General features: G+C 61.1%; 18 protein-coding genes. All 18 read right to left on the bottom strand.

Annotated elements, in window-relative coordinates; genetic code table 11:
* Positions 1–6: 6 nt before the first annotated feature.
* Positions 7–318, bottom strand: coding sequence for a type II toxin-antitoxin system RelE/ParE family toxin (locus HRU92_RS06705; protein ID WP_173087839.1), 312 nt, complete (start codon positions 316–318; stop codon positions 7–9).
* A 4-nt stretch (positions 319–322) separates the two neighbouring features.
* Positions 323–586: an addiction module antitoxin gene (locus tag HRU92_RS06710; protein WP_127753252.1), complete on the bottom strand. Its 264-nt coding sequence runs from the start codon at positions 584–586 to the stop codon at positions 323–325.
* A gap of 343 nt (positions 587–929) precedes the next feature.
* Complete coding sequence (locus tag HRU92_RS06715; RefSeq protein ID WP_173087841.1) at positions 930–1586, bottom strand: exopolysaccharide biosynthesis protein; 657 nt, start codon at positions 1584–1586, stop codon at positions 930–932.
* 6 nt (positions 1587–1592) lie between these two features.
* Complete coding sequence (locus HRU92_RS06720; RefSeq protein WP_173087843.1) at positions 1593–2123, bottom strand: DUF2076 domain-containing protein; 531 nt, start codon at positions 2121–2123, stop codon at positions 1593–1595.
* An 11-nt stretch (positions 2124–2134) separates the two neighbouring features.
* Entirely contained in the window at positions 2135–2860 is a 726-nt protein-coding gene (locus HRU92_RS06725; RefSeq protein ID WP_173087845.1) for a Bax inhibitor-1/YccA family protein, read from the bottom strand.
* A gap of 16 nt (positions 2861–2876) precedes the next feature.
* The gene (locus HRU92_RS06730; RefSeq protein WP_210259491.1) at positions 2877–3635 is read right to left on the bottom strand and encodes an anti-sigma factor; all 759 of its coding nucleotides are present in this window, start codon (positions 3633–3635) and stop codon (positions 2877–2879) included.
* The gene (locus HRU92_RS06735) at positions 3622–4131 is read right to left on the bottom strand and encodes a sigma-70 family RNA polymerase sigma factor (protein WP_248306970.1); all 510 of its coding nucleotides are present in this window, start codon (positions 4129–4131) and stop codon (positions 3622–3624) included. Before HRU92_RS06735 ends, HRU92_RS06730 begins: the two co-directional genes overlap by 14 nt.
* 96 nt (positions 4132–4227) lie before the next feature.
* Positions 4228–5271 carry a hemolysin family protein gene (locus HRU92_RS06740; protein WP_173087851.1) on the bottom strand — a complete coding sequence of 348 codons (1044 nt, stop codon included), beginning with the start codon at positions 5269–5271 and terminating at the stop codon, positions 4228–4230.
* Complete coding sequence (locus HRU92_RS06745; protein WP_248307045.1) at positions 5268–6626, bottom strand: hemolysin family protein; 1359 nt, start codon at positions 6624–6626, stop codon at positions 5268–5270. The genes HRU92_RS06740 and HRU92_RS06745 overlap by 4 nt, the downstream gene beginning before the upstream one ends.
* A gap of 869 nt (positions 6627–7495) precedes the next feature.
* Positions 7496–8083 (bottom strand): TetR/AcrR family transcriptional regulator, encoded by a 588-nt coding sequence (locus HRU92_RS06750; protein ID WP_173087855.1) that lies wholly within the window; start codon positions 8081–8083, stop codon positions 7496–7498.
* A gap of 277 nt (positions 8084–8360) precedes the next feature.
* Complete coding sequence (locus tag HRU92_RS06755) at positions 8361–8915, bottom strand: DUF992 domain-containing protein (RefSeq protein ID WP_173087857.1); 555 nt, start codon at positions 8913–8915, stop codon at positions 8361–8363.
* Between the two features lie 960 nt (positions 8916–9875).
* Positions 9876–10331, bottom strand: a complete 456-nt coding sequence (locus HRU92_RS06760; RefSeq protein WP_173087859.1) for a PTS sugar transporter subunit IIA — start codon at positions 10329–10331, stop codon at positions 9876–9878.
* A 14-nt stretch (positions 10332–10345) separates the two neighbouring features.
* Entirely contained in the window at positions 10346–11074 is a 729-nt protein-coding gene (locus HRU92_RS06765) for a response regulator transcription factor (protein WP_173087861.1), read from the bottom strand.
* The gene (locus tag HRU92_RS06770; protein ID WP_173087863.1) at positions 11071–13776 is read right to left on the bottom strand and encodes a sensor histidine kinase KdpD; all 2706 of its coding nucleotides are present in this window, start codon (positions 13774–13776) and stop codon (positions 11071–11073) included. Before HRU92_RS06770 ends, HRU92_RS06765 begins: the two co-directional genes overlap by 4 nt.
* 59 nt (positions 13777–13835) lie before the next feature.
* The gene (gene kdpC / locus HRU92_RS06775) at positions 13836–14405 is read right to left on the bottom strand and encodes a potassium-transporting ATPase subunit KdpC (RefSeq protein WP_173087865.1); all 570 of its coding nucleotides are present in this window, start codon (positions 14403–14405) and stop codon (positions 13836–13838) included.
* A gap of 12 nt (positions 14406–14417) precedes the next feature.
* Positions 14418–16490 (bottom strand): potassium-transporting ATPase subunit KdpB, encoded by a 2073-nt coding sequence (kdpB, locus tag HRU92_RS06780; protein WP_173087867.1) that lies wholly within the window; start codon positions 16488–16490, stop codon positions 14418–14420.
* Between the two features lie 32 nt (positions 16491–16522).
* Entirely contained in the window at positions 16523–16696 is a 174-nt protein-coding gene (locus HRU92_RS06785; RefSeq protein ID WP_173087869.1) for a hypothetical protein, read from the bottom strand.
* Positions 16697–16699: 3 nt separating this feature from the next.
* Positions 16700–18403: a potassium-transporting ATPase subunit KdpA gene (gene kdpA / locus HRU92_RS06790; protein WP_173087871.1), complete on the bottom strand. Its 1704-nt coding sequence runs from the start codon at positions 18401–18403 to the stop codon at positions 16700–16702.
* Positions 18404–18433 lie beyond the last annotated feature (30 nt).

Below are 18433 nucleotides of genomic sequence, written 5' to 3' on the forward strand. Positions count from 1 at the left end.
GCCGTCTCAGTCGCGAAAATCTTCCTTGAACCTGTCGATCTGGTGCATGCGCTCATGCAGAATCGCGACGATACCGATATCGCCGTCGGACAGTCGGCGCCAATAAACGAAGTGGTGCTCGTACCGGAAGAAGAACCCATCGACGCCGAACTCTGCCGGGATGGGCTTTGAGGCGACGCCATGCGCCTCGATCCGTTCGAACGCTTGGAACATGCCGGTAATGTAGCGATCGGCCTGAACCTCGCCCCATCGGTCGCGCGTATAGCGGTAGATGTCATCGAGGCGGAGTGATGCCGCCTCCTGAACCCGGATCGCCATCCGGTCAGGCCCGGTTGCGAGCGATGACTTCGGCCGCTGTCAGCTGCCCGTAGCTGGTCTCGGGCGCGGCGAATGCGCGGGTCAGCTCGGCCTTCAGCCGGTCGAAAGCCTCCTGCTCGGCCCGCTCCTTGTCTCGCCGGATCAGGTCACGGACATATTCGCTGATGTTCTCGTAGGAGCCGTTCTCGCCGACATTGGCCGCGACGAAATCGCTGAGCGCACCGCTCAGACGTACGGTCATAGTCGTCGTGGTCGTAGTGCGGGACATGGAAGGCTCCTCATGCTTGGCGTGTATTCAATATAACCAAGAAACACGACACATCAAGGAAGGCGGCGGCCCAGTTTGGGCTCCGCGCCGTGGCGGGACCCCAGGCGACCTCAAATCTGGATTCGATAGTGAACTAACTTCCACCGTCGGCCGGCCGCGTAGCTACATCTGTTGTCAGACATGTCTGCTTTTCGGAATTTGCATAAGTCCATTTATCGGCTGGAATGGGGTCGAGAGCTGCCCCTGCCCCATTTCGCCAGGGGGGTGGAAAGGCGGCCTTCTTGTTTAGTGTACCCATGTGTAAGCAGACGCTCATGTGACTATCGGTGCTGAGACCGCAGGCTCAAATGAACACCGTGCTGACAGCAAGCCAAGTGGCAAAGGCGAATGCCGCGACAACCCCGGAAACGATAACGAGGGAGGCGATCGACACCGCAGTTCCGATCAGCACCCAGAGCCCGTCACGCTCGATCAGGCCCAAAGCCAGGATGCATATGGCCATGGCGGGCAACATATTGCCAAGGGGAATAGGCAGGAACAGTACGAGAGCAAGCAGCAGTGCAAGAGCACCGATCCCATATTCGGCGGGCCGGCTGGCCAGCCGGCCGAGGCGCGGCCGCATCAGCTTTTCCGCCTTTTGCAGCCACGGGCCGATCCTGCCAACGACCTTTGCGAAGTCGCCTCTCGGGAAGGATCGATCGGCAATGAAGCGCGGTAACCAGGGTGGCCTGCCCAGCATCAGTTGCGCAGCTAAAAAGATCAGCGGCGCACCCAGTATACCGGACACTCCGGGGGGCACAGGAATGGTGTTGGGCACCGCAAAAATGAACAGCATGGCTGCGATGGCGCGGTGGTTCAGCTCCGCGAGCAAGTCGCGAATGTAAATGCGCTCGCGGCCGGGTTCGGCCGCGATGCGCAACAGGGTTGCCGATAGGCAATGGTCGGCATCATCAGGCGCTGCCTTCCCTTCATGGACTATGGGTTGCCTAAACTCCGCCATGGAGACTTAGAACTCCATGTCATCCAACCCCCCGAAGTCGTTCTCGCCAGCGGCGTGATCCTCTTCAGGGGTCGGCTCTTCTTCCGCCATCGCCTGTCCGGGTGACAACATGCCGGCAATGGCGCTGCCCAGCAGCACGCCACCGGTTACACCCAGCGCCGTCTGGGCAGCGCCCGCGAGAAAGCCGCCACCCTGCTGGCCTGCTGCTGGCGCTCCTTGGGCGCCTGGAGCGAGCCTTGCAGGCGCACGGCGCGACGGCGGTTGACCGCCACCGAAAAGGCCCCCAAACAGCCCACCCCCTGCGGGGCGTTGAGCCAACTCGCGCTCCAGCTCGGCGATCCGATCCTGAGCAACAGAGAGTGCGTGTTCTTGTACCAGCACTGTCTGGGCCATGTAGTAGGGTGCTGCAGGTGCGTGGGACAGACGCTGCTCGATGAGAGCGACCGCGTCCGGATCACGATCCGGGTTCTGGTCGGCTACGGTTTGGAGGCGCTCGAACAGGCCTTCAACGGCCTTGCGGTCTTCAGGTGCGAGCATGTCTGAGGATCCTATTCTTCGCGTTGGCCGGTCAACTGCAGCAGCAGCTGGAATATGTTGATGAAGTTCAGGTAGAGAGAAAGCGCACCCATCACCGCTAGCTTCTGGTTGGCCTCGGCACCGGCATGCTCGGCATATTGTTCCTTGATTGACTGGGTGTCCCAGGCCGTCAGGCCGACAAAGACGATGATGCCGATGATCGAGATGGCGAACTGGAGCGTGTCCCAGCCCAGAAAGATGTTGATGATGGAGGCGACGATCACCCCAATCAAACCCATGATCAGCAATGAGCCGAATTGCGTCAGGTCGCGCTTGGTGGTGTAGCCATAAAGGCTGGTGGCCCCGAACATCGCGGCAGCAGCAAAGAACGTGCGCACGATGCTGGTGTCGGTGAAGACCAGGAAAATGGAGGCCAGCGACAGCCCCATGACGGCGCTGAATGCCCAGAACAGCGCCTGCGCAGTCGCAGCCGAGATCGAGTTGATCTTGAACGAAAAGAATAGCACGAACGCCAGGGGAGCCAGCATCACCACCCATTTAAGTGGCGACGAGAATATGGGGACATAGAGCGCGGGCGTATTGCCCACGACAAAGGACACCACACCGGTGACCACGAGGCCAAGGGCCATGTAGTTGTAGATCCGCAGCATATGGCTGCGCAGGCCCTCGTCAAACTGGGCGTTGCTGAGCGTGCTGGAAGGATTGGCCCAGCGGAACTGGGAATTGGGGGCTCTCATCGGAACGTCTCCAGGTTCAATATAAGGTTTCGGCTAGAGTCACAGCTGGCTGCCCCAGCCCTTCAGGCCGTCTCTCACCCAGCAAGGCATAGGCAACCTCGCCCAGTTGCCAATGAGCGCCGGACAAGTCGTCCATTTCGAGGGTGCTGACAGGGGATACGGCAAAACCACCCGGGCGGGCGGCGAACAAGGACAGCGTGCCATAGCCCACGGCATCAATCGTCATTTCGATGCTGGGCCCGAACTGGGAAGGGAAAACCTGTACATCGGTGACCGTCCAATCGGCCGGCAATTCGGGCGTGACAATCGCCGTCGCCGACAGCAGTTCGGCGCGGTCATAATCAGGTGCTTCCGGCTGGGAGAACATCGCCGCGCGCAAGAGGCTAGTCTGCCGGGCGCTCAGTGCCGCCTCGACATAGCCGGGAACCGCATTGGCTCCAAGAGTGCCAGGACTGTAGACACCATGAGCCAGCCAGCCGGCTGCAACGAGCACAACTGCCGCCATCGCGGGCCGGAACCGGTGCACCATGGCCTGGCGCGAAAGCGCTGCATCGATGCGCCTTGCCGCGTCCCCGGTCGAGGGCCGCACGAGGCTCGCCATTGGGGCGAGAGCCAGGCGCAATTCATCGCGGGCGCGAAGATCGGCCATGACGCGTGCTGCGGCCTCAGGACGTTCTGCCAGAAAGGCTTCCACCTCGACACGCCTGACGACGTCGAGCTGCTCGTCGATATAGGCGTGCAGGTCCTCTTCAGAGATCGGATCAATATGCGTCATCACGTCCTCCGACTATCTTGAAAGCAACAGCCCCCTTCTTGGGGCTGGCCTCGATCTCCCGCAAACGCTCGCGGGCGCGGGCTACGCGCGACATCACGGTGCCTATGGGTACACCGAGGACATCGGCCGTTTCCTGGTAGGACAGCTCCTCGATCGCGACCAGATGCAGCACTGAGCGCTGCTCTTCGGGCAGCTCCAGGAATGCCCGGCGCACTTGAGCAAGTCGGACGCTGTCCTCTTGCTGGGGTGCTGCAAAAGTCGGCTGCAGCCGCCCCGCAGCTTCATCGCGTCGGGCCGCCGCCGCCGCCGAGCGCTTCCTGTCGATGAACCGATTATGCAGGATGCCCATCAGCCAGGCCTGCAGATTTCCATCCGGACGAAAGCTGCGTCGGCTTTGATGGGCCTGCAGCAGCGTGTCATGCACGAGGTCCTCTGCATCGGCCTCATGCCGCGTCAGGGAAAGGGCATAGCGTCGCAATCCAGCAAGCTGGCTCATGACGTTGGTTCGGGGCGCTCGTTGTGCCATATCAAGTATGCGTTCTGCGGACCCGGTTTATTCCTTCTCCGGCACAATAGTTTGCTGCAGGTTCATCTATGCGAAGGCGGCCTTTGTCGGTGTGAGCTGCAATGCCCTTGTGGCGGGGAGCACGCGCTGCAGGATGTCGGCGAGCGTGATAATCCCGCGCACCCCGCCGTTTTCAGCGACCACCGCAAACTGAACGCTCGATTCCCGCATGCTGGCGAGAGCCTCGTAGACGGGCGTTGATGCCTCGAGAACAAAGGCCGGCCGGGCAGTTGTGACCGCAAGCTCAGTGTCTTCGAGCAGGAGCGTATCGCGAACATGCACCACCGATGGTGCGCCCTTGCCAGCCCCCAACACGAGGATGCGCATATGCCCCGACTGGATGGCGGCTGCCCGTATATCAGCGATAGTGGCGGAGGGCGGAACATGGGTTGGCTCGACACCCTCGGCCACGAGGGCGCTGACAGGAAGCGTGCCAAGATCGATCAACCCCGAAATCTGCTGCTGCACGCTTGTTTCAAGCACGCCTACCTTCGCGGAATGCTCGACAAGTTGCCGGATCGTGGCAACGTCCTGACCGCCAACGGCAGCGCTCTCGACCGGCTCCACGCCGCTGGCCCTGACCAAGGCGTTGGCGATGCTGTTGATCCAGACCAGGAGCGGACGCAGCGGCCAGATAAACACGCGCGCGACGATGCCGATAGTGAGCGCCGATCGTTCCGGGTGCGCTATCGCCCAGGACTTGGGCGCCATTTCACCAACGACCAGATGCAGGAAGGTTACGAAGAACATAGACAAAGCAAAGGCCGCGCCGCCAGCCGCCCAGTCGGGCAGGCCCCAAGCCAGGAAAACCGGTCCAAGCGCGTAATCTACCGCGGGTTTGGTGATGGCGCCGAGCGCAAAGGTGCAGACGGTGATGCCGAGCTGAGCGCCCGCCAGCATCAATGTCAGATCGTTCATGCCTTTCAGAGCGGCGCGGGCAGACAAGCTGGTGGGAGCGAGCTCCTCAAGGCGATGGCGTCGCGCCCCAAGCAAGGCGAACTCGATGATAACGAAAAACGCGCTCAAGCCAATCAGGGCTATCGTCGCCAGGATGACAATCAGTGGGCTCATTGCTCGTCCTCGGCTGTCTCAATCTCGACCAGGCGGACCCGCAACTCGGCGGGAACATGGCGCTCGATGCGCAAGACATCGACCTCCAGCCGCCGTCGCAGCGGCTTGTCATCCACGAGGTCGGCAGGATCGACCGGCAGATCCACCAAGACCCTGTCACCCGCCTTGGGCAAAGCGCCAGATTCGGCGATTAGCAAGCCCGCCAAGGTCTCAACGTCTCCGCGTGGCAGGTCATGCCCGATGGCACGCTGGACCTCGTCCAGATGAACATCGCCATGCATCACCCAGATGTCTTCGCCTTCCGGCACAACCGCCTCACCTGGCTCAACATCGTGCTCGTCGGTAATCTCCCCGACAATTTCCATAGCGAGGTCCTCGAGCGTCAGAGCGCCGGTGAAACTGCCATATTCGTCGATCACGCAAGCGAGCTGGTTCTCGCTCTCCATCAACTGCGTCAGTGCATCGGGCAACAGCATCAGCGTGGGAACTACGGTTGCCGGGCGCATCACGAATGACACCGGCTCTTCCCCGCCGCCGTCTTCCAGGCGCGCCAGCACATCGGCGAGGTGCACGACGCCGACCGGGGCATCCTCATCGTCAATAACCGGATAGCGGGTATGCGCTCGCGCCATCAGCTCGCGAACTTCGCTAAGCGTCGTCTGGGGGTGTACCCAATCGACCTGCGAGCGAGGCACCATCGCATGCTCTACGTCGCGTTGCGGGAAGTCGAGAATGCGATCCATCATGAGGGAAAGCTCGGCCGGAAGGTCACCGCTGTCTCGCGAGTCAGCGATGATGCGGGGGAGGTCCTCGGCGGATGCGCTCACGTCTATGTCATGCACCGGGTCGATGCGCAGCGCCTTGAGCAGCAGGTTGGCGGCCTTGTCGAAAAAGCCGATCAGCCAGCCAAAGACCGACAGGTAGATGACGGTCGATCTGGCAAGGGCGCGTGCTAGCGGCTCTGGATTGGCTATGGCAAGATTCTTGGGATAAAGTTCCCCGAAGATCATTTGGACAATGGTCGCGAACACCAGAGCCGACACAGTCCCAACAGCGATGCCGACTTCGCTCGGAACGCCCACGCCGCCGAGCAGCACGCCCAAGGCTTCCCCGACGAGTGGCTCAGCGACATAACCTACGAGAAGCCCGGTGATGGTGATCCCCAGTTGCGCTCCCGAGAGCATGAAGCTCGTGCGTTTGGTGACCGCCAGAGCGTTCCTGGCCGCCACATCACCTTCAGCAGCGCGCGCAGCCAGCCTGGTGCGGTCAACCGACATATAGGCGAATTCTTGCGCGACGAAGTAGCCGTTCGCGGCAATGATCGCGAGGATCACGAGCACACCGACGAGAAGCATCAAGATGGGCTCGATCACCACAGCACCGCCGCTGCTGGTGTAGAAACTGAGACTTCCGATAGTGTCATAAGGTCCGTGGTGAGTTTGGCGCCTGTTGGCCGCCAGAGGTTGAGGGAGGCATAAGTGTTCTCGGGCTGAAAAACTCGCTGTCAGATTACAGCGGGTGTCCTCGGCTCATCTTACGCTCGAGTTCAGCGATACCGATGCAACGCCCCGTTTTCATAAGGTGACGGGCCCAAGCGGACACGTCTGCAACGCAGCGCTCCCGGGTCGCATGCCAACGCTGCGGCGGTCGGTTCATCAGCCAAATGTACGGTGGACATAAGGGGTATACGTTACAGAGGGCAGGCTTATTCCATGCAAAGACGATTAATTGTCCAGCATCCCAAAACCGCCTCTGACGCTGGTGTCGGGGTCGTCTCGATCCTGATCGCCTCCGTCGAGCGGTTAAAGCCCTGACTGGATTTGGTTTGTTTTGGCCCACAGAAGTTGGACTTAGTGCCGGTTTTGCGGGAACTGAGCACGTGGAGCGCCCGATCGGTGCTTCAGTCCGCACAAGTCAGCCAGAGCGCAGCCGAATGCTCGGGACAAGCGACACTTCACAGTTTTACGGACCTTCACCCTTCGACATTATCCCAGGCGTTCGATCCGGCTTGAGCCAGGAGTGCTGAGGCTGAAGGCGTCCCTGCACGAATTCGAGGAGCGGGCCCATGGCAGCTATCGGGACCATCGCACGACGCTGCGAACGACCGACTTGGGTCGGCTGCAGACCGACCGCCACGGGGTGGATTCCTGTCAGGTAGCTTCTGCGGACCAGAATGACCAAAGCGAACATGGTAGGTGGTCGCGGAGAGTCTCACGCGCCCGCCTCAAGTGGATGAGTTCTGCCTCAGCCCGGCTATAATCACGCCAATCAGCCTCCTAGCGTTGTTCTTCCAGTCAGGGTGCGAGTTGATCGTCGCGACGCCAGTTACAGCCCGCACGAGGTCCAACGGGTCAACATCGCCCCTTATCTGTCCTTCGGCGACAGCGCGATCGAAGAGCATCGTGAGGGCCGCGCCGACATCGACGCAGGAAGAGTTTGTGCTGTCCAGTGATGTGGAGAGCAGCGCAGTAGTGGCTTCCGCAACGATCTGTTTGGTCGCAATACACCCGATAAAGGCATTCATCCACGCTGAAAGCGCCTCTAGCGGCGCGCGTGTGGCAGCCAGATGGGTAGCGGCGTTGATAAGTTCGCGCGCGTCCTCCTGACACACTGCCGCCACTAGGGCGGCTCTTGTCGGGAAGTGCCGATAGAGCGTCCCGTTCCCCACCCCGGCCGCTTGGGCGATCTCGTTCAGACTGACGGCGGCACCCTTTTCGTTCAGCACACGCTTAGCGGCTTCAAGCAGGAGAGCTCGATTGCGCTGACCATCTGCGCGCGCTTTCCGTCGAAGGGTCTCAATGATTTCTGCCATGGATCGGGATAGGTCCTTGATGAGCGGAGTGACACTCCTTATACAAAGCGGAGTTCAACTCCGGCTGCTCTTAGTAGCGATCTGGTGGAGGTAATGGGGTGGACGCCCCCCGGCGGCATCGATGTGCCAAAGTGGAGGTGCGGGACGGTCGTCAACTCGGTACAGCAGTGGGGCGCCTGAAAAAGTCTGGCGAGCCATTTGGCTCGCCCGCATTCTGATGGCCCGACGATTGCGGTGCGGAACCAGAATGCCTGCCCTTTGGCGCCGTCGGGTACAGTTATACGGGGGTCAACTGAAGGTCGGTGATGCCGACGGCGATATCGAGGCCGACTTCTTCCTGGACGCTGACCGGCTGCAGCACGATGGAGCCGTTGGTGCCACCGAGCAGGACATTGACGCCCGCGCCGATGCCGAGGGACGCATCGGCTGACACACCGAGGTAGTTACCGCCAAGCGCCGAAGGATCCCAGTCGGACTCGTCGGCGAGAACAAGCCACTGGATCTGGGTCCCGCCCGTCACGCCAACGTCCAGTCCGAACTTACGGACCTCGCCAACGTATTGCTGAGGTTCACCGCCGGCGGACGGCTGGAATACGCAGTCCAGCGCTTGCTCCGTCATTACGATGATGCCGCCGCTCTCTCCGGCCGTGCAGGCCAGAGAGCCGACCTCCAGCTTGGCGGCGAAAGCGGCCCCTGACATTCCAAAAATCATGGGGAGGGTAAGCGCTGCAAGAAGTCCCGACTTTACTACCCGTTGCTGGATCGCATGGCGGAAAGCGTCTGCCTGGATGCCGTCAGTGTACCGGGGTTCAATCTCAGAGTTTTGGCGCATCGTGATCTCCTTGGAAGCCCCGCTTCGGAGCCTGAGATCATTCTAATTTCCTCACCCACTGCCGCGCTGACCAAAGTCAAGATCGTGACGATTTCACCGGTGCCGGAGTGGCGACGGGGGAAGCCTCGAAGTTGACGGGATCGTGTCCTCGGCGTGGTGCAACTGAGGCAGGGCCTCCAAGCACGTCCGGCTCGGCCGCGTTGGTCAGCGTGCGGAGACTGCCGGTTCACCATTGCCTAGGCGTTGCTCAAGGCTAACAATTAGTAGGGTCAGGTCAGTCCTTCGCACTAAATACCTTCACGGAGGGCCAATACAAGCCCGAGTGATGCGGGGCCGTATGCCTTGCAAAGGAGAATTTCGCCTTGGGATTGACCATCCCTTCCAGGCCGCTCCCCTGGCATCGGAAACGGGGCTCTCCGGTATTTCCCTGGCTTCAGTCCACCCTTGGGACAGGTGCAGAGTGGCCTCTCTGGCTAAGACGCAAATTAGGGCGCCGCTCAGATAGTCCACGCGCCGTACTTACTCTCGAGCGACAGGCGGACCTAACCGGTGCGAGATCAGAGCACCAACTGGTCGTGTAGTGCCGCCGAGAGGTTTGACGGCAGCTTCCAGGAGGAGCGACGTTCTTCGCGAACCTCCGCAATCGGGGTCGGCTCCGGACCGGCATCTTTGGGGTGGCCTTCCAGCGTTCAGCTCCGCTTGCCACGCAAGCCTTGCGCCTCAGTGCTGAAGATCCGACTGCGGCTGTCGGGCTACATGAGGTCCCGGTATTGGACTACATGGATATGCCTGGTCCAACTGCATAGCACCGCGCAGCAGGATCAAACGCGCGCGTTATCGTTGCATGGTGGACAGCGTCCGTTCGGGCCTAGGTGGGTCAACGGCGTCTCCGCTGCCGGTGAAGCGTTTTCGATCTCGACATTTGCTAGAAAAGCTCTCGTACGCTTGGAGCACACAGTGTCACTGTGCTTTGAACGCCCCGATATGAGAGTAGAGCACCTTTGGATCAGTAGCCCGTCTGATCTGCGTTGCGCAGGCGCTGACCCGGAGAAGTCTCGAAGCTGCGGCGAGTGCCTTTAGTCCAGCGCTCCTGTCTTCTTGCGGCATGAGCAAGAGAAACACGATATCGACCGGCTCATCGTCAATGGCTTCGTATGCTACCGCACGATCAAGAACAGCAAGAAGCGCAAACGGACGGCTGAGACCCGGAATTACGGTATGCGGAATGGCTATGCCCCGTCCAACCCCGGTTGAACCCAGCATCTCCCTTCCCTCAAGTGCCATGAGCACGCTGGCTGGATCGAGGCTCAAGGAAGCGGCAGCCTTGCTCGAAAGCGACTGTAGAACCGCTCGTTTGGTTGGCGATTGCAATCCCACGATGATGTGCTCGGGGCTCAGAAAATCAGTAATGTTCATTGGTCTAGGTGGGCTCACAATTCGCCGGCACTGGCAGTTGGCAGCTGAGGCTCATCAGCCTCCCGCAGCCTGTAGCCAACGCCGGTTTCGGTCATGATGTACTGAGGCTGGTCAGGCGCCAGTTCGATCTTTTGGCGAAGTTGGCGAACGTAGACGCGCAGGTATTGCACGTCCGTTGATCCGCTCCAGACCTGATTGAGCAGGTGCTGGTGCGTCAGCACCTTACCGGCATGCTGCACCAATATGCGCAGGATGTCGTATTCCTTGGGCGACAATTTGATCACCTTGCCGGACACCTTGACGATGCGCTTGACCAGATCCACCGAAAGATCCCCGGTCTGGAAGAGCGCCCGTTCGCCTTGTTGTTGCAGGCGGTGGCGCAAGGCAACCCGAACACGCGCGGCCAGTTCCCGCGTGCCGAAGGGCTTGGTTACATAATCGTCAGCTCCCAGTTCGAGCGCCCGAACTATGCCGGCCTCGTCCGTACGGCTCGACAGGATCAGGATCGGCAGGTCCAGACCTTCACTGCGCCATTTGGCGAGCAGATCATGCCCCTGCACGTCGGGGAGACCAAGATCCAGCAGGATCAAATCGGGCCTGTTCTGCGCCAGAATCTGTGCCGCTTCCCGGCCGCTTCCGGCTTCCAGGATGGTGTAGCCTTCGGTTTCCAGGCCGACCCGGAGCAGCTTGCGGATGGGGGTTTCGTCATCCACCACCAGAATCTTTGTTGACGGGATACTCATTCGAGACCTTCCAGAGCTTGTGTGCCGGCCGGCGCAGGCAGGCGCACCGTGAGAATGGCGCCTGACCGATCAGGGCGATTGGCAGCCGCGATTGTGCCGCCCATTGCCTCAATGAAGCCCCGGCAAATTGATAGCCCCAGCCCCGTCCCAGCCCGCACGTGGTCGGTCTTGCGCACCCGGTAGAAGCTGTCGAAAACGCGTTCCAGATCATCGTCGGGAATGCCGGTTCCCTCGTCGATGATTTGCAGCACCGCAGTTCCATCTTCCGCCCACCCCCTGATGCGAATTGTCGAACCAGCCGGCGCATATTTGGCCGCATTGTCGAGCAGGTTGAACAAGACCTGCTCGAGCAGGACCGGGTCAACACGCAGCATGGGCAAATCTGGCTGCAGCTCGACTTCGGTCCTGTGGTTGGCGGTGATCTTTGCGGTACGCCGCAGGGCGGTCCCAACGATGTCACCGAGATAATGCATGGAAAAGTTAGGTCTGGTGGCGCCGGACTCCAGCTTCGTCATGTCGAGCAAATTAGCAATAAAGCGATTGAGCCGCTCTGACTCGTCGATCACCGAAGCCAGAAGGTCTGATCGGTCGACTTCGGTTATGGAACTTGAATATTCGCGCAGCGTCCCTGCGGCGCCCATGATAGCAGCCAGAGGTGTCTTGAGGTCATGCGAAATCGAGGTCAGCAAAGCGGACCGCAGCCGATCGGCCTCGGCGGCGAGCTTTGCCTGATCCACGTCGGCTACCAGCTGGATACGTTCGATGGCCAGTGCTGCCTGATCAATCAAGGCATCAACCAGCCGCTGCTGTTCTGGCGTGAGAAGCGGCCCTTGCTTATCGTTGTCGAGGCCCAAGACCCCCACAGCGGTGCGCCCGGTGCGGAGGGGAAGATAGAGACGGCTGGCGCCCGGCAGCGTATCGGCCCCCCTGCCCGCCGGATGATTATTGTCCCAGGCCCATCTTGCAGCGGCGATATCAGCATCGACCAGGGTATCATCGGGCGGATAGCCGGCCTTTACCGTCAGCACGCCGGCTTCGGGCAGCAACAGGACGACACGCAGCTTGAGCATGGAGGCAATCTGGAACGCGGTGGCCCACAGGACGTCATCGAGCGTACCCGTCCCAGCCAGTTTCCTGCTGAACAAATAAAGGTCCTCGGTGGTCCGGGCGCGGTTGCGGGCGGCGGCAGCCTGGCGCTGGACGCGCGCCGCCAGATTGCTGGATACCACTGCAACCCCGAAAAACACCCCCAGAGCGATGACGCTTTCGGGATCACTGACGTCAAGGGTGTAGAGCGGGGCCAGAAAGAAAAAGTTAAATGCCAGCGCGCCGAGCACCGACGCGACCAATGCCGGACGTAACCCCGCGGTGACTGCAGAGGCCAGAACTGGAACGAGAAACAACAGCGCGACATTGGTGATGTCCAGCCCACGATTGAGCAGCAGCCCCAGACCGAGTGCGATCCCGACATAGAGGGTGGCAAACAAATAGGCTTTAGGAGCAAAGCGCCGCGGCGGAACATGCACGACGCCGCGGGGCTGTACGATTTCATCCTGTTCACTGCCGGCAATCACGTGCACGCTGATATCGCCGGCTTGCCGGATGAGCTCGTATGAGACCGGACCTTGGAAATACTCCCGCCAGCGCGGCTTGCGGGGCTTGCCGATGATGACGTGCGTTACGTTGTTAGCACTGGCATAGCGGATGATCTCTGCGGCAACATCCTGCCCTGGCAGGGTAATTGCTTCACCGCCAAGTTGCTCGGCGAGGCGCAGGGTGGCGGCCAGACGGTCCTTGGCCTCTTCGGACAGGGCGGCTACGCGGGCCGTCTCGATGTGCAGCGCCATCCACGGGGCCCGCAGTCGTTCCGCCTGGCGGCGCGCATAACGCACCAGCGAAGGCGCGCGCTGATGTTCGTCGATGCACACCAGGACGCGTTCACCGGCGCCCCACGGGCCCGAAATTGCGTGCGAGCGCATATGCGAAAGCAGCTGATCGTCCACCCGCTGCGCCGTGCGTCGCAGCGCAAGTTCGCGCAAGGCCGTAAGGTTGCCGGGAGAGAAGTAGTTCTCCACCGCCCGCTTTGCGGTCGTGGGCAGGTAAACCTTGCCGTCATGCAGTCGCTTGATCAGATCCTGGGGCGTGATGTCGATGATCTCGATATCGTCGGCCCGGTCAACGATGGAATCGGGCACCGTTTCGCGCACCCTGATGCGGGTAATCTGCGCGACGACGTCGTTGAGGCTTTCAACGTGCTGGATGTTGAGCGTGGTATAGACGTCGATGCCCGCATCCAGAATTTCTTCAACATCGAGATAGCGCTTGGGATGCCGGCTGGCCGGAGCATTGGAATGAGCCAGCTCATCCACCAGAACCAGCGCCGGCCGGCGGGCAAGTATGGCATCGATGTTCATCTCTTCGAGCTGCTGGCCGCGATAGTCAACCCGCGCCCGGGGGATGATTTCAAAGCCAGTTACCAGCGCTTCGGTTTCGCGGCGGCCATGGGTCTCCACCACGCCGATGATCGTGTCGTGACCATCTGCAAGCCTGGCCCGACCGGCCATGAGCATCTCATAGGTTTTCCCTACCCCGGGCGCCGCGCCGAGGAATATCTTGAGCCGTCCGCGCGCTTCCCGCTTGGCACTTTCCAAGAGCGCGTCGGGAGAGGGGCGGCCGTAGGAAGCGCGGTTGTCGTCGGCCATTGGGCGTCGTCCTGCAATTGTTGCCGGGCCCCATTGGTTGGGACCCGGATCACATCATGTCACTGGGCGTTCTGGCTATTGAGAGCCAGATTCAGTGCAAGCACGTTGACCACCGGCTCGCCCATGAAACCCAGCGTGCGACCTTCTACATGCTGGTCAACAAGCGAGCGGATAGCAGATTCATCGACACCACGCGCCTGGGCGACGCGAGCGACCTGGAAATAGGCGGCGTCAGGCGAAATATGGGGATCAAGACCGCTTCCGGAGGTGGTCACCAGGTCCATCGGAATATCCGCATCTGGATTTTCGGCACGGAGCGCCGCCGTGTCAGCGGCCACCCGGTCGATCAATACGGGATTGGTCGGTCCGAGGTTGGAGCCGCTGGAGCCGGCCGCATTGTAGCCGTCGCCGGCGGCCGAGGGGCGGCCGTGGAAATATTGCGGCTGTGTGAACGCCTGGCCGATCAGTTCGGAGCCGATCACCTGCCCGTCCTGCTCGATGAGGCTGCCATTGGCCTGATGTGGGAACACCGCTTGAGAGATGCTCGTCATGCCCAGCGGATAGAGCAGTCCAAGGACGATCGTCATGATCACGATCATGACGATCGCGGGTCTGATTTGCTTTGTCATTTCCAGCAATCCTTAAATGAGGCCCAGCGAGGTGATCGCCAGGTCGATGGCCTTGATGCCGATAAACGGCACGATAATGCCCCCCAGGCCGTAGATCAGCAGGTTCCGACCCAACAGGGCTGCAGCGCCAACCGGGCGGTACTTCACGCCGCGCAGCGATAGCGGGATCAGCGCCACGATGATCAGGGCATTGAAGATGATCGCCGACAGGATGGCGCTCTCGGGGCTCTCCAGCCCCATGATGTTGAGCACGCCGAGCTGCGGGTAGAACGCCAGGAACATCGCCGGGATGATGGCGAAATATTTGGCGATGTCGTTGGCAATCGAGAATGTCGTCAGGGCACCGCGCGTCATCAGCAACTGCTTGCCGATGCCGACGATCTCGATGAGCTTGGTCGGATCGCTGTCCAGGTCGACCATGTTGCCGGCCTCGCGCGCCGCGACCGTACCGGTGTTCATCGCAACGCCAACATCAGACTGCGCAAGGGCCGGCGCGTCGTTGGTACCGTCACCGCACATTGCAACGAGCTTACCCTTGGCCTGTTCTTCTCGGATCAGGGCCAGCTTCATTTCAGGCGTTGCCTGGGCGAGGAAATCGTCCACCCCTGCTTCGGCAGCAATGGCTGCTGCGGTCATGGGATTGTCGCCGGTGATCATCACCGTGCGGATACCCATGCGGCGCAACTCGGCGAAGCGCTCCTTGATGCCGCCCTTGACGATGTCCTTGAGGTGAACAACGCCCAGCAGCCTGCCATCGCGCACCACTGCCAGGGGCGTGCCGCCCGACTTGGAAACCTGGTCGGCGATAGCCTGCAGGTCGGCGATGGTCTGGCTGGTAGCCTTGGGGCTCGCACCCGCAACAGTCGCCAAATTGACGTAAGCCAGGACCGCGTCGACGGCTCCCTTACGGATGGAGGAGCCGTCAAGATCGACACCGCTCATCCGCGTCTGGGCGGTAAAGGGCACGAAACTCGCCTGCAAGCTCGCCATGTCGCGTTCGCGGATGCCGTACTTCTCCTTTGCCAGCACGACGATGGAACGCCCCTCGGGCGTTTCGTCGGCCAGCGACGCCAATTGTGCGGCGTCGGCCAGTTCCTGTTCGGTCACACCCTTGACCGGGCGGAACTCGCTCGCCTGCCGGTTGCCCAGTGTGATCGTTCCAGTCTTGTCCAGCAGCAGCGTATCGACGTCTCCAGCGGCTTCCACGGCGCGGCCAGACATAGCCAGCACGTTGAAGCGCACCAGCCGGTCCATGCCGGCGATACCGATGGCTGACAGCAGCGCTCCGATGGTGGTCGGTATCAGCGTCACGAACAGCGCCACCAGGACAATCACCGGCACGGTACCGCCCGCGTAGGTGGCAAATGATGGGATGGTCACGGTCGCCAGCACGAATACCAGTGTGAGACCAGCCAGGAGGATATTGAGCGCGATCTCGTTCGGCGTTTTCTGCCGTTCGGCCCCTTCAACCAGCGAAATCATGCGGTCGATGAAGGTGGAGCCAGCGGCAGCGGTGATGCGCACCCTGATCCAGTCCGACAGCACCTGCGTGCCGCCGGTCACAGCAGAGCGGTCACCACCGGACTCGCGGATCACCGGAGCAGACTCGCCGGTAATGGCGGCCTCGTTCACCGATGCCACGCCTTCGATCACCTCACCGTCCGAGGGGATGATGTCGCCGGCTTCCACCAGTACGACGTCGCCGACCTTGAGTTGGTTGCCAGGCACCAGCTTGAACTTGCTGCGGTCTTCTCCGACGAGCAGCTTGGCTTCGGTTTCGGTGCGTGTCCGGCGCAACGACTCGGCCTGCGCCTTGCCTCGCCCTTCCGCCACCGCCTCAGCGAAGTTGGCGAACAGGACGGTGATCCACAGCCAGAATACCAGCTGCAGCGAGAAACCGATGTTCTCGCCGCCGGTAACAAGGCTCTTGAGCAGCAGAACCGTTGCAAAGGTCGAGACCACGGCAACGACGAACATCACCGGGCTCTTGATCAGGCTGCGGGGGTTCAGTTTACTGAACGCCCCGCCCAAGGCGGGTATGAGGATGCGAGCGTCCAGGATACTCGCGGTTTTGGACTGGCTCATGTGAGACTCCAGCATGGGTGATTGCGGTCTGATCAGATGATCGCCGCATAAAGTTGGGTCAGAAGAACTGCGAACAGCCCGATCAGGACCAGGCTCAGGGCCAGGCACAGCACGATCTGAATGGGCTTGGTCTGTTCGCTTTTCCCCCGCGCCAGGTAGATGGCGCGGGGATTGATGAGCCGCTTCAGCTCACGTGGTGGGAACATCGGCTAGAAGGTCTGCCCTGCCAGCATCGCGAAGTGCTCGGCAATCGGTCCCAGCGCCAGCGCCGGAAGGAAGGTCAGGCCGCCGACGATGACGATGACGCCCAGCAACAGCCCGACGAACAGCTTCCCGTCAGTCGGCAGCGTGCCGCTTGAAGGTGGCGCGGCATTCTTGGTCACCAGCGAACCGGCAATGGCCAGAGCAGGGATGATGACAAGAAAGCGGCCCATCAGCATCGCGATCCCCAGGGTGATATTGTACCAGGGCGTGTTGGCCGAAAGCCCGCCGAATGCCGATCCATTATTGGCCGTCGCGGAGGTATAGGCGTAGAGGATCTCCGAGAAGCCACGCGGCCCCGGGTTCCAGATCGAGGAGATACCGGCGGGCAGCACGGCGGCAAAGGCCGTGAACCCCAGCATGGCCAGCGGCAGGCAGAGGACGGCGAGCATGGCCATCTTGACTTCCTTGGCCTCGATCTTCTTGCCGAGATATTCTGGCGTGCGGCCAACCATCAGACCAGCCACGAAGATGGCGAGCACCACGAACAGGATGATGCCGTAAAAGCCCGCGCCGACGCCCCCGATGATGATCTCGCCGAGCATCATGTTGATCATCGGTATCATGCCGCCCAGCGCCATGAAGCTGTCATGCATGGCATTGACTGCGCCACATGAGGCCGCCGTGGTGATCACCGCGAACAGCGCCGAGAGGGGAATGCCGAAGCGGACTTCCTTGCCCTCCATGTTGCCGCCTTCGAGCCCCAGTGCATGAAGCAGCGGGTTGCCGGCCGCTTCCGCCCAGTAGCAGACCGCCACGCCGACGAGGAACAGCGCGCCCATGGTGGCAAATATCGCCCAGCCTTGCCGCTGATTGCCGACCATGCGGCCGAACACATTGGTCAGTGCTGCGCCGATGGCAAAGATCGATACCATCTGGATCAAGTTCGACAGCGCATCCGGGTTTTCGAACGGATGAGCGGAGTTGGCATTGAAGAAGCCGCCGCCGTTGGTGCCCAGCATCTTGATCGCTAATTGCGATGCCACCGGTCCAATAGCGAGGGTCTGCTGCTGGCCTTCCAGCGTCGTGGCATTGACGTAGGCGCCAAGCGTCTGCGGTACGCCGAGCGCCACGTAGACCAGGGTCAACACGATGCACAGCGGCAGCAGCACGTAGAAGGTCGAGCGGGTCATATCGACCCAGAAATTGCCAAGCGTGCTGACAGATTTGCGCGAGAAGCCTCGGATCACCGCAATGGCGATCGCCATGCCCGTAGCGGCCGACACGAAATTCTGTACCGCCAGACCCGCCATCTGCGTTAGGTAGCTCATGGTGGTCTCGCCGCCATAGCTCTGCCAATTGGTGTTCGTTACGAAGCTGGTTGCGGTATTGAACGCAAGTTCAGGGCCTACCTCGCCCATGCCGGCAGGGTTGAACGGCAACAGGGTTTGGAAGCGCTGCAGCCCGTACAACAGGAAGAAGCCGGCCAGGTTGAACAACACCATGGCGACCGCATAGTGGGTCCAGTGTTGCTCTTCTTTCTCGCTTGTTCCTGAAATCCGGTACAGCAGCCGCTCGACCGGACCTAGCATTGGCGAAAGCCAGGTGCGGTCGCCGTTGTAGACGCACGTCATGTAGGCGCCCAGCGGCTTGACAAGCAAAATTATGATGCCGCAGAAAACGGCAATCTGAGTCCATCCGATCAGAGTCATGGTTTGGGTCTTTCGAGGCCTGTGCCGTTA

The organism is Devosia sp. 1635, from assembly GCF_013185955.1.
Lineage (GTDB): Bacteria > Pseudomonadota > Alphaproteobacteria > Rhizobiales > Devosiaceae > Devosia.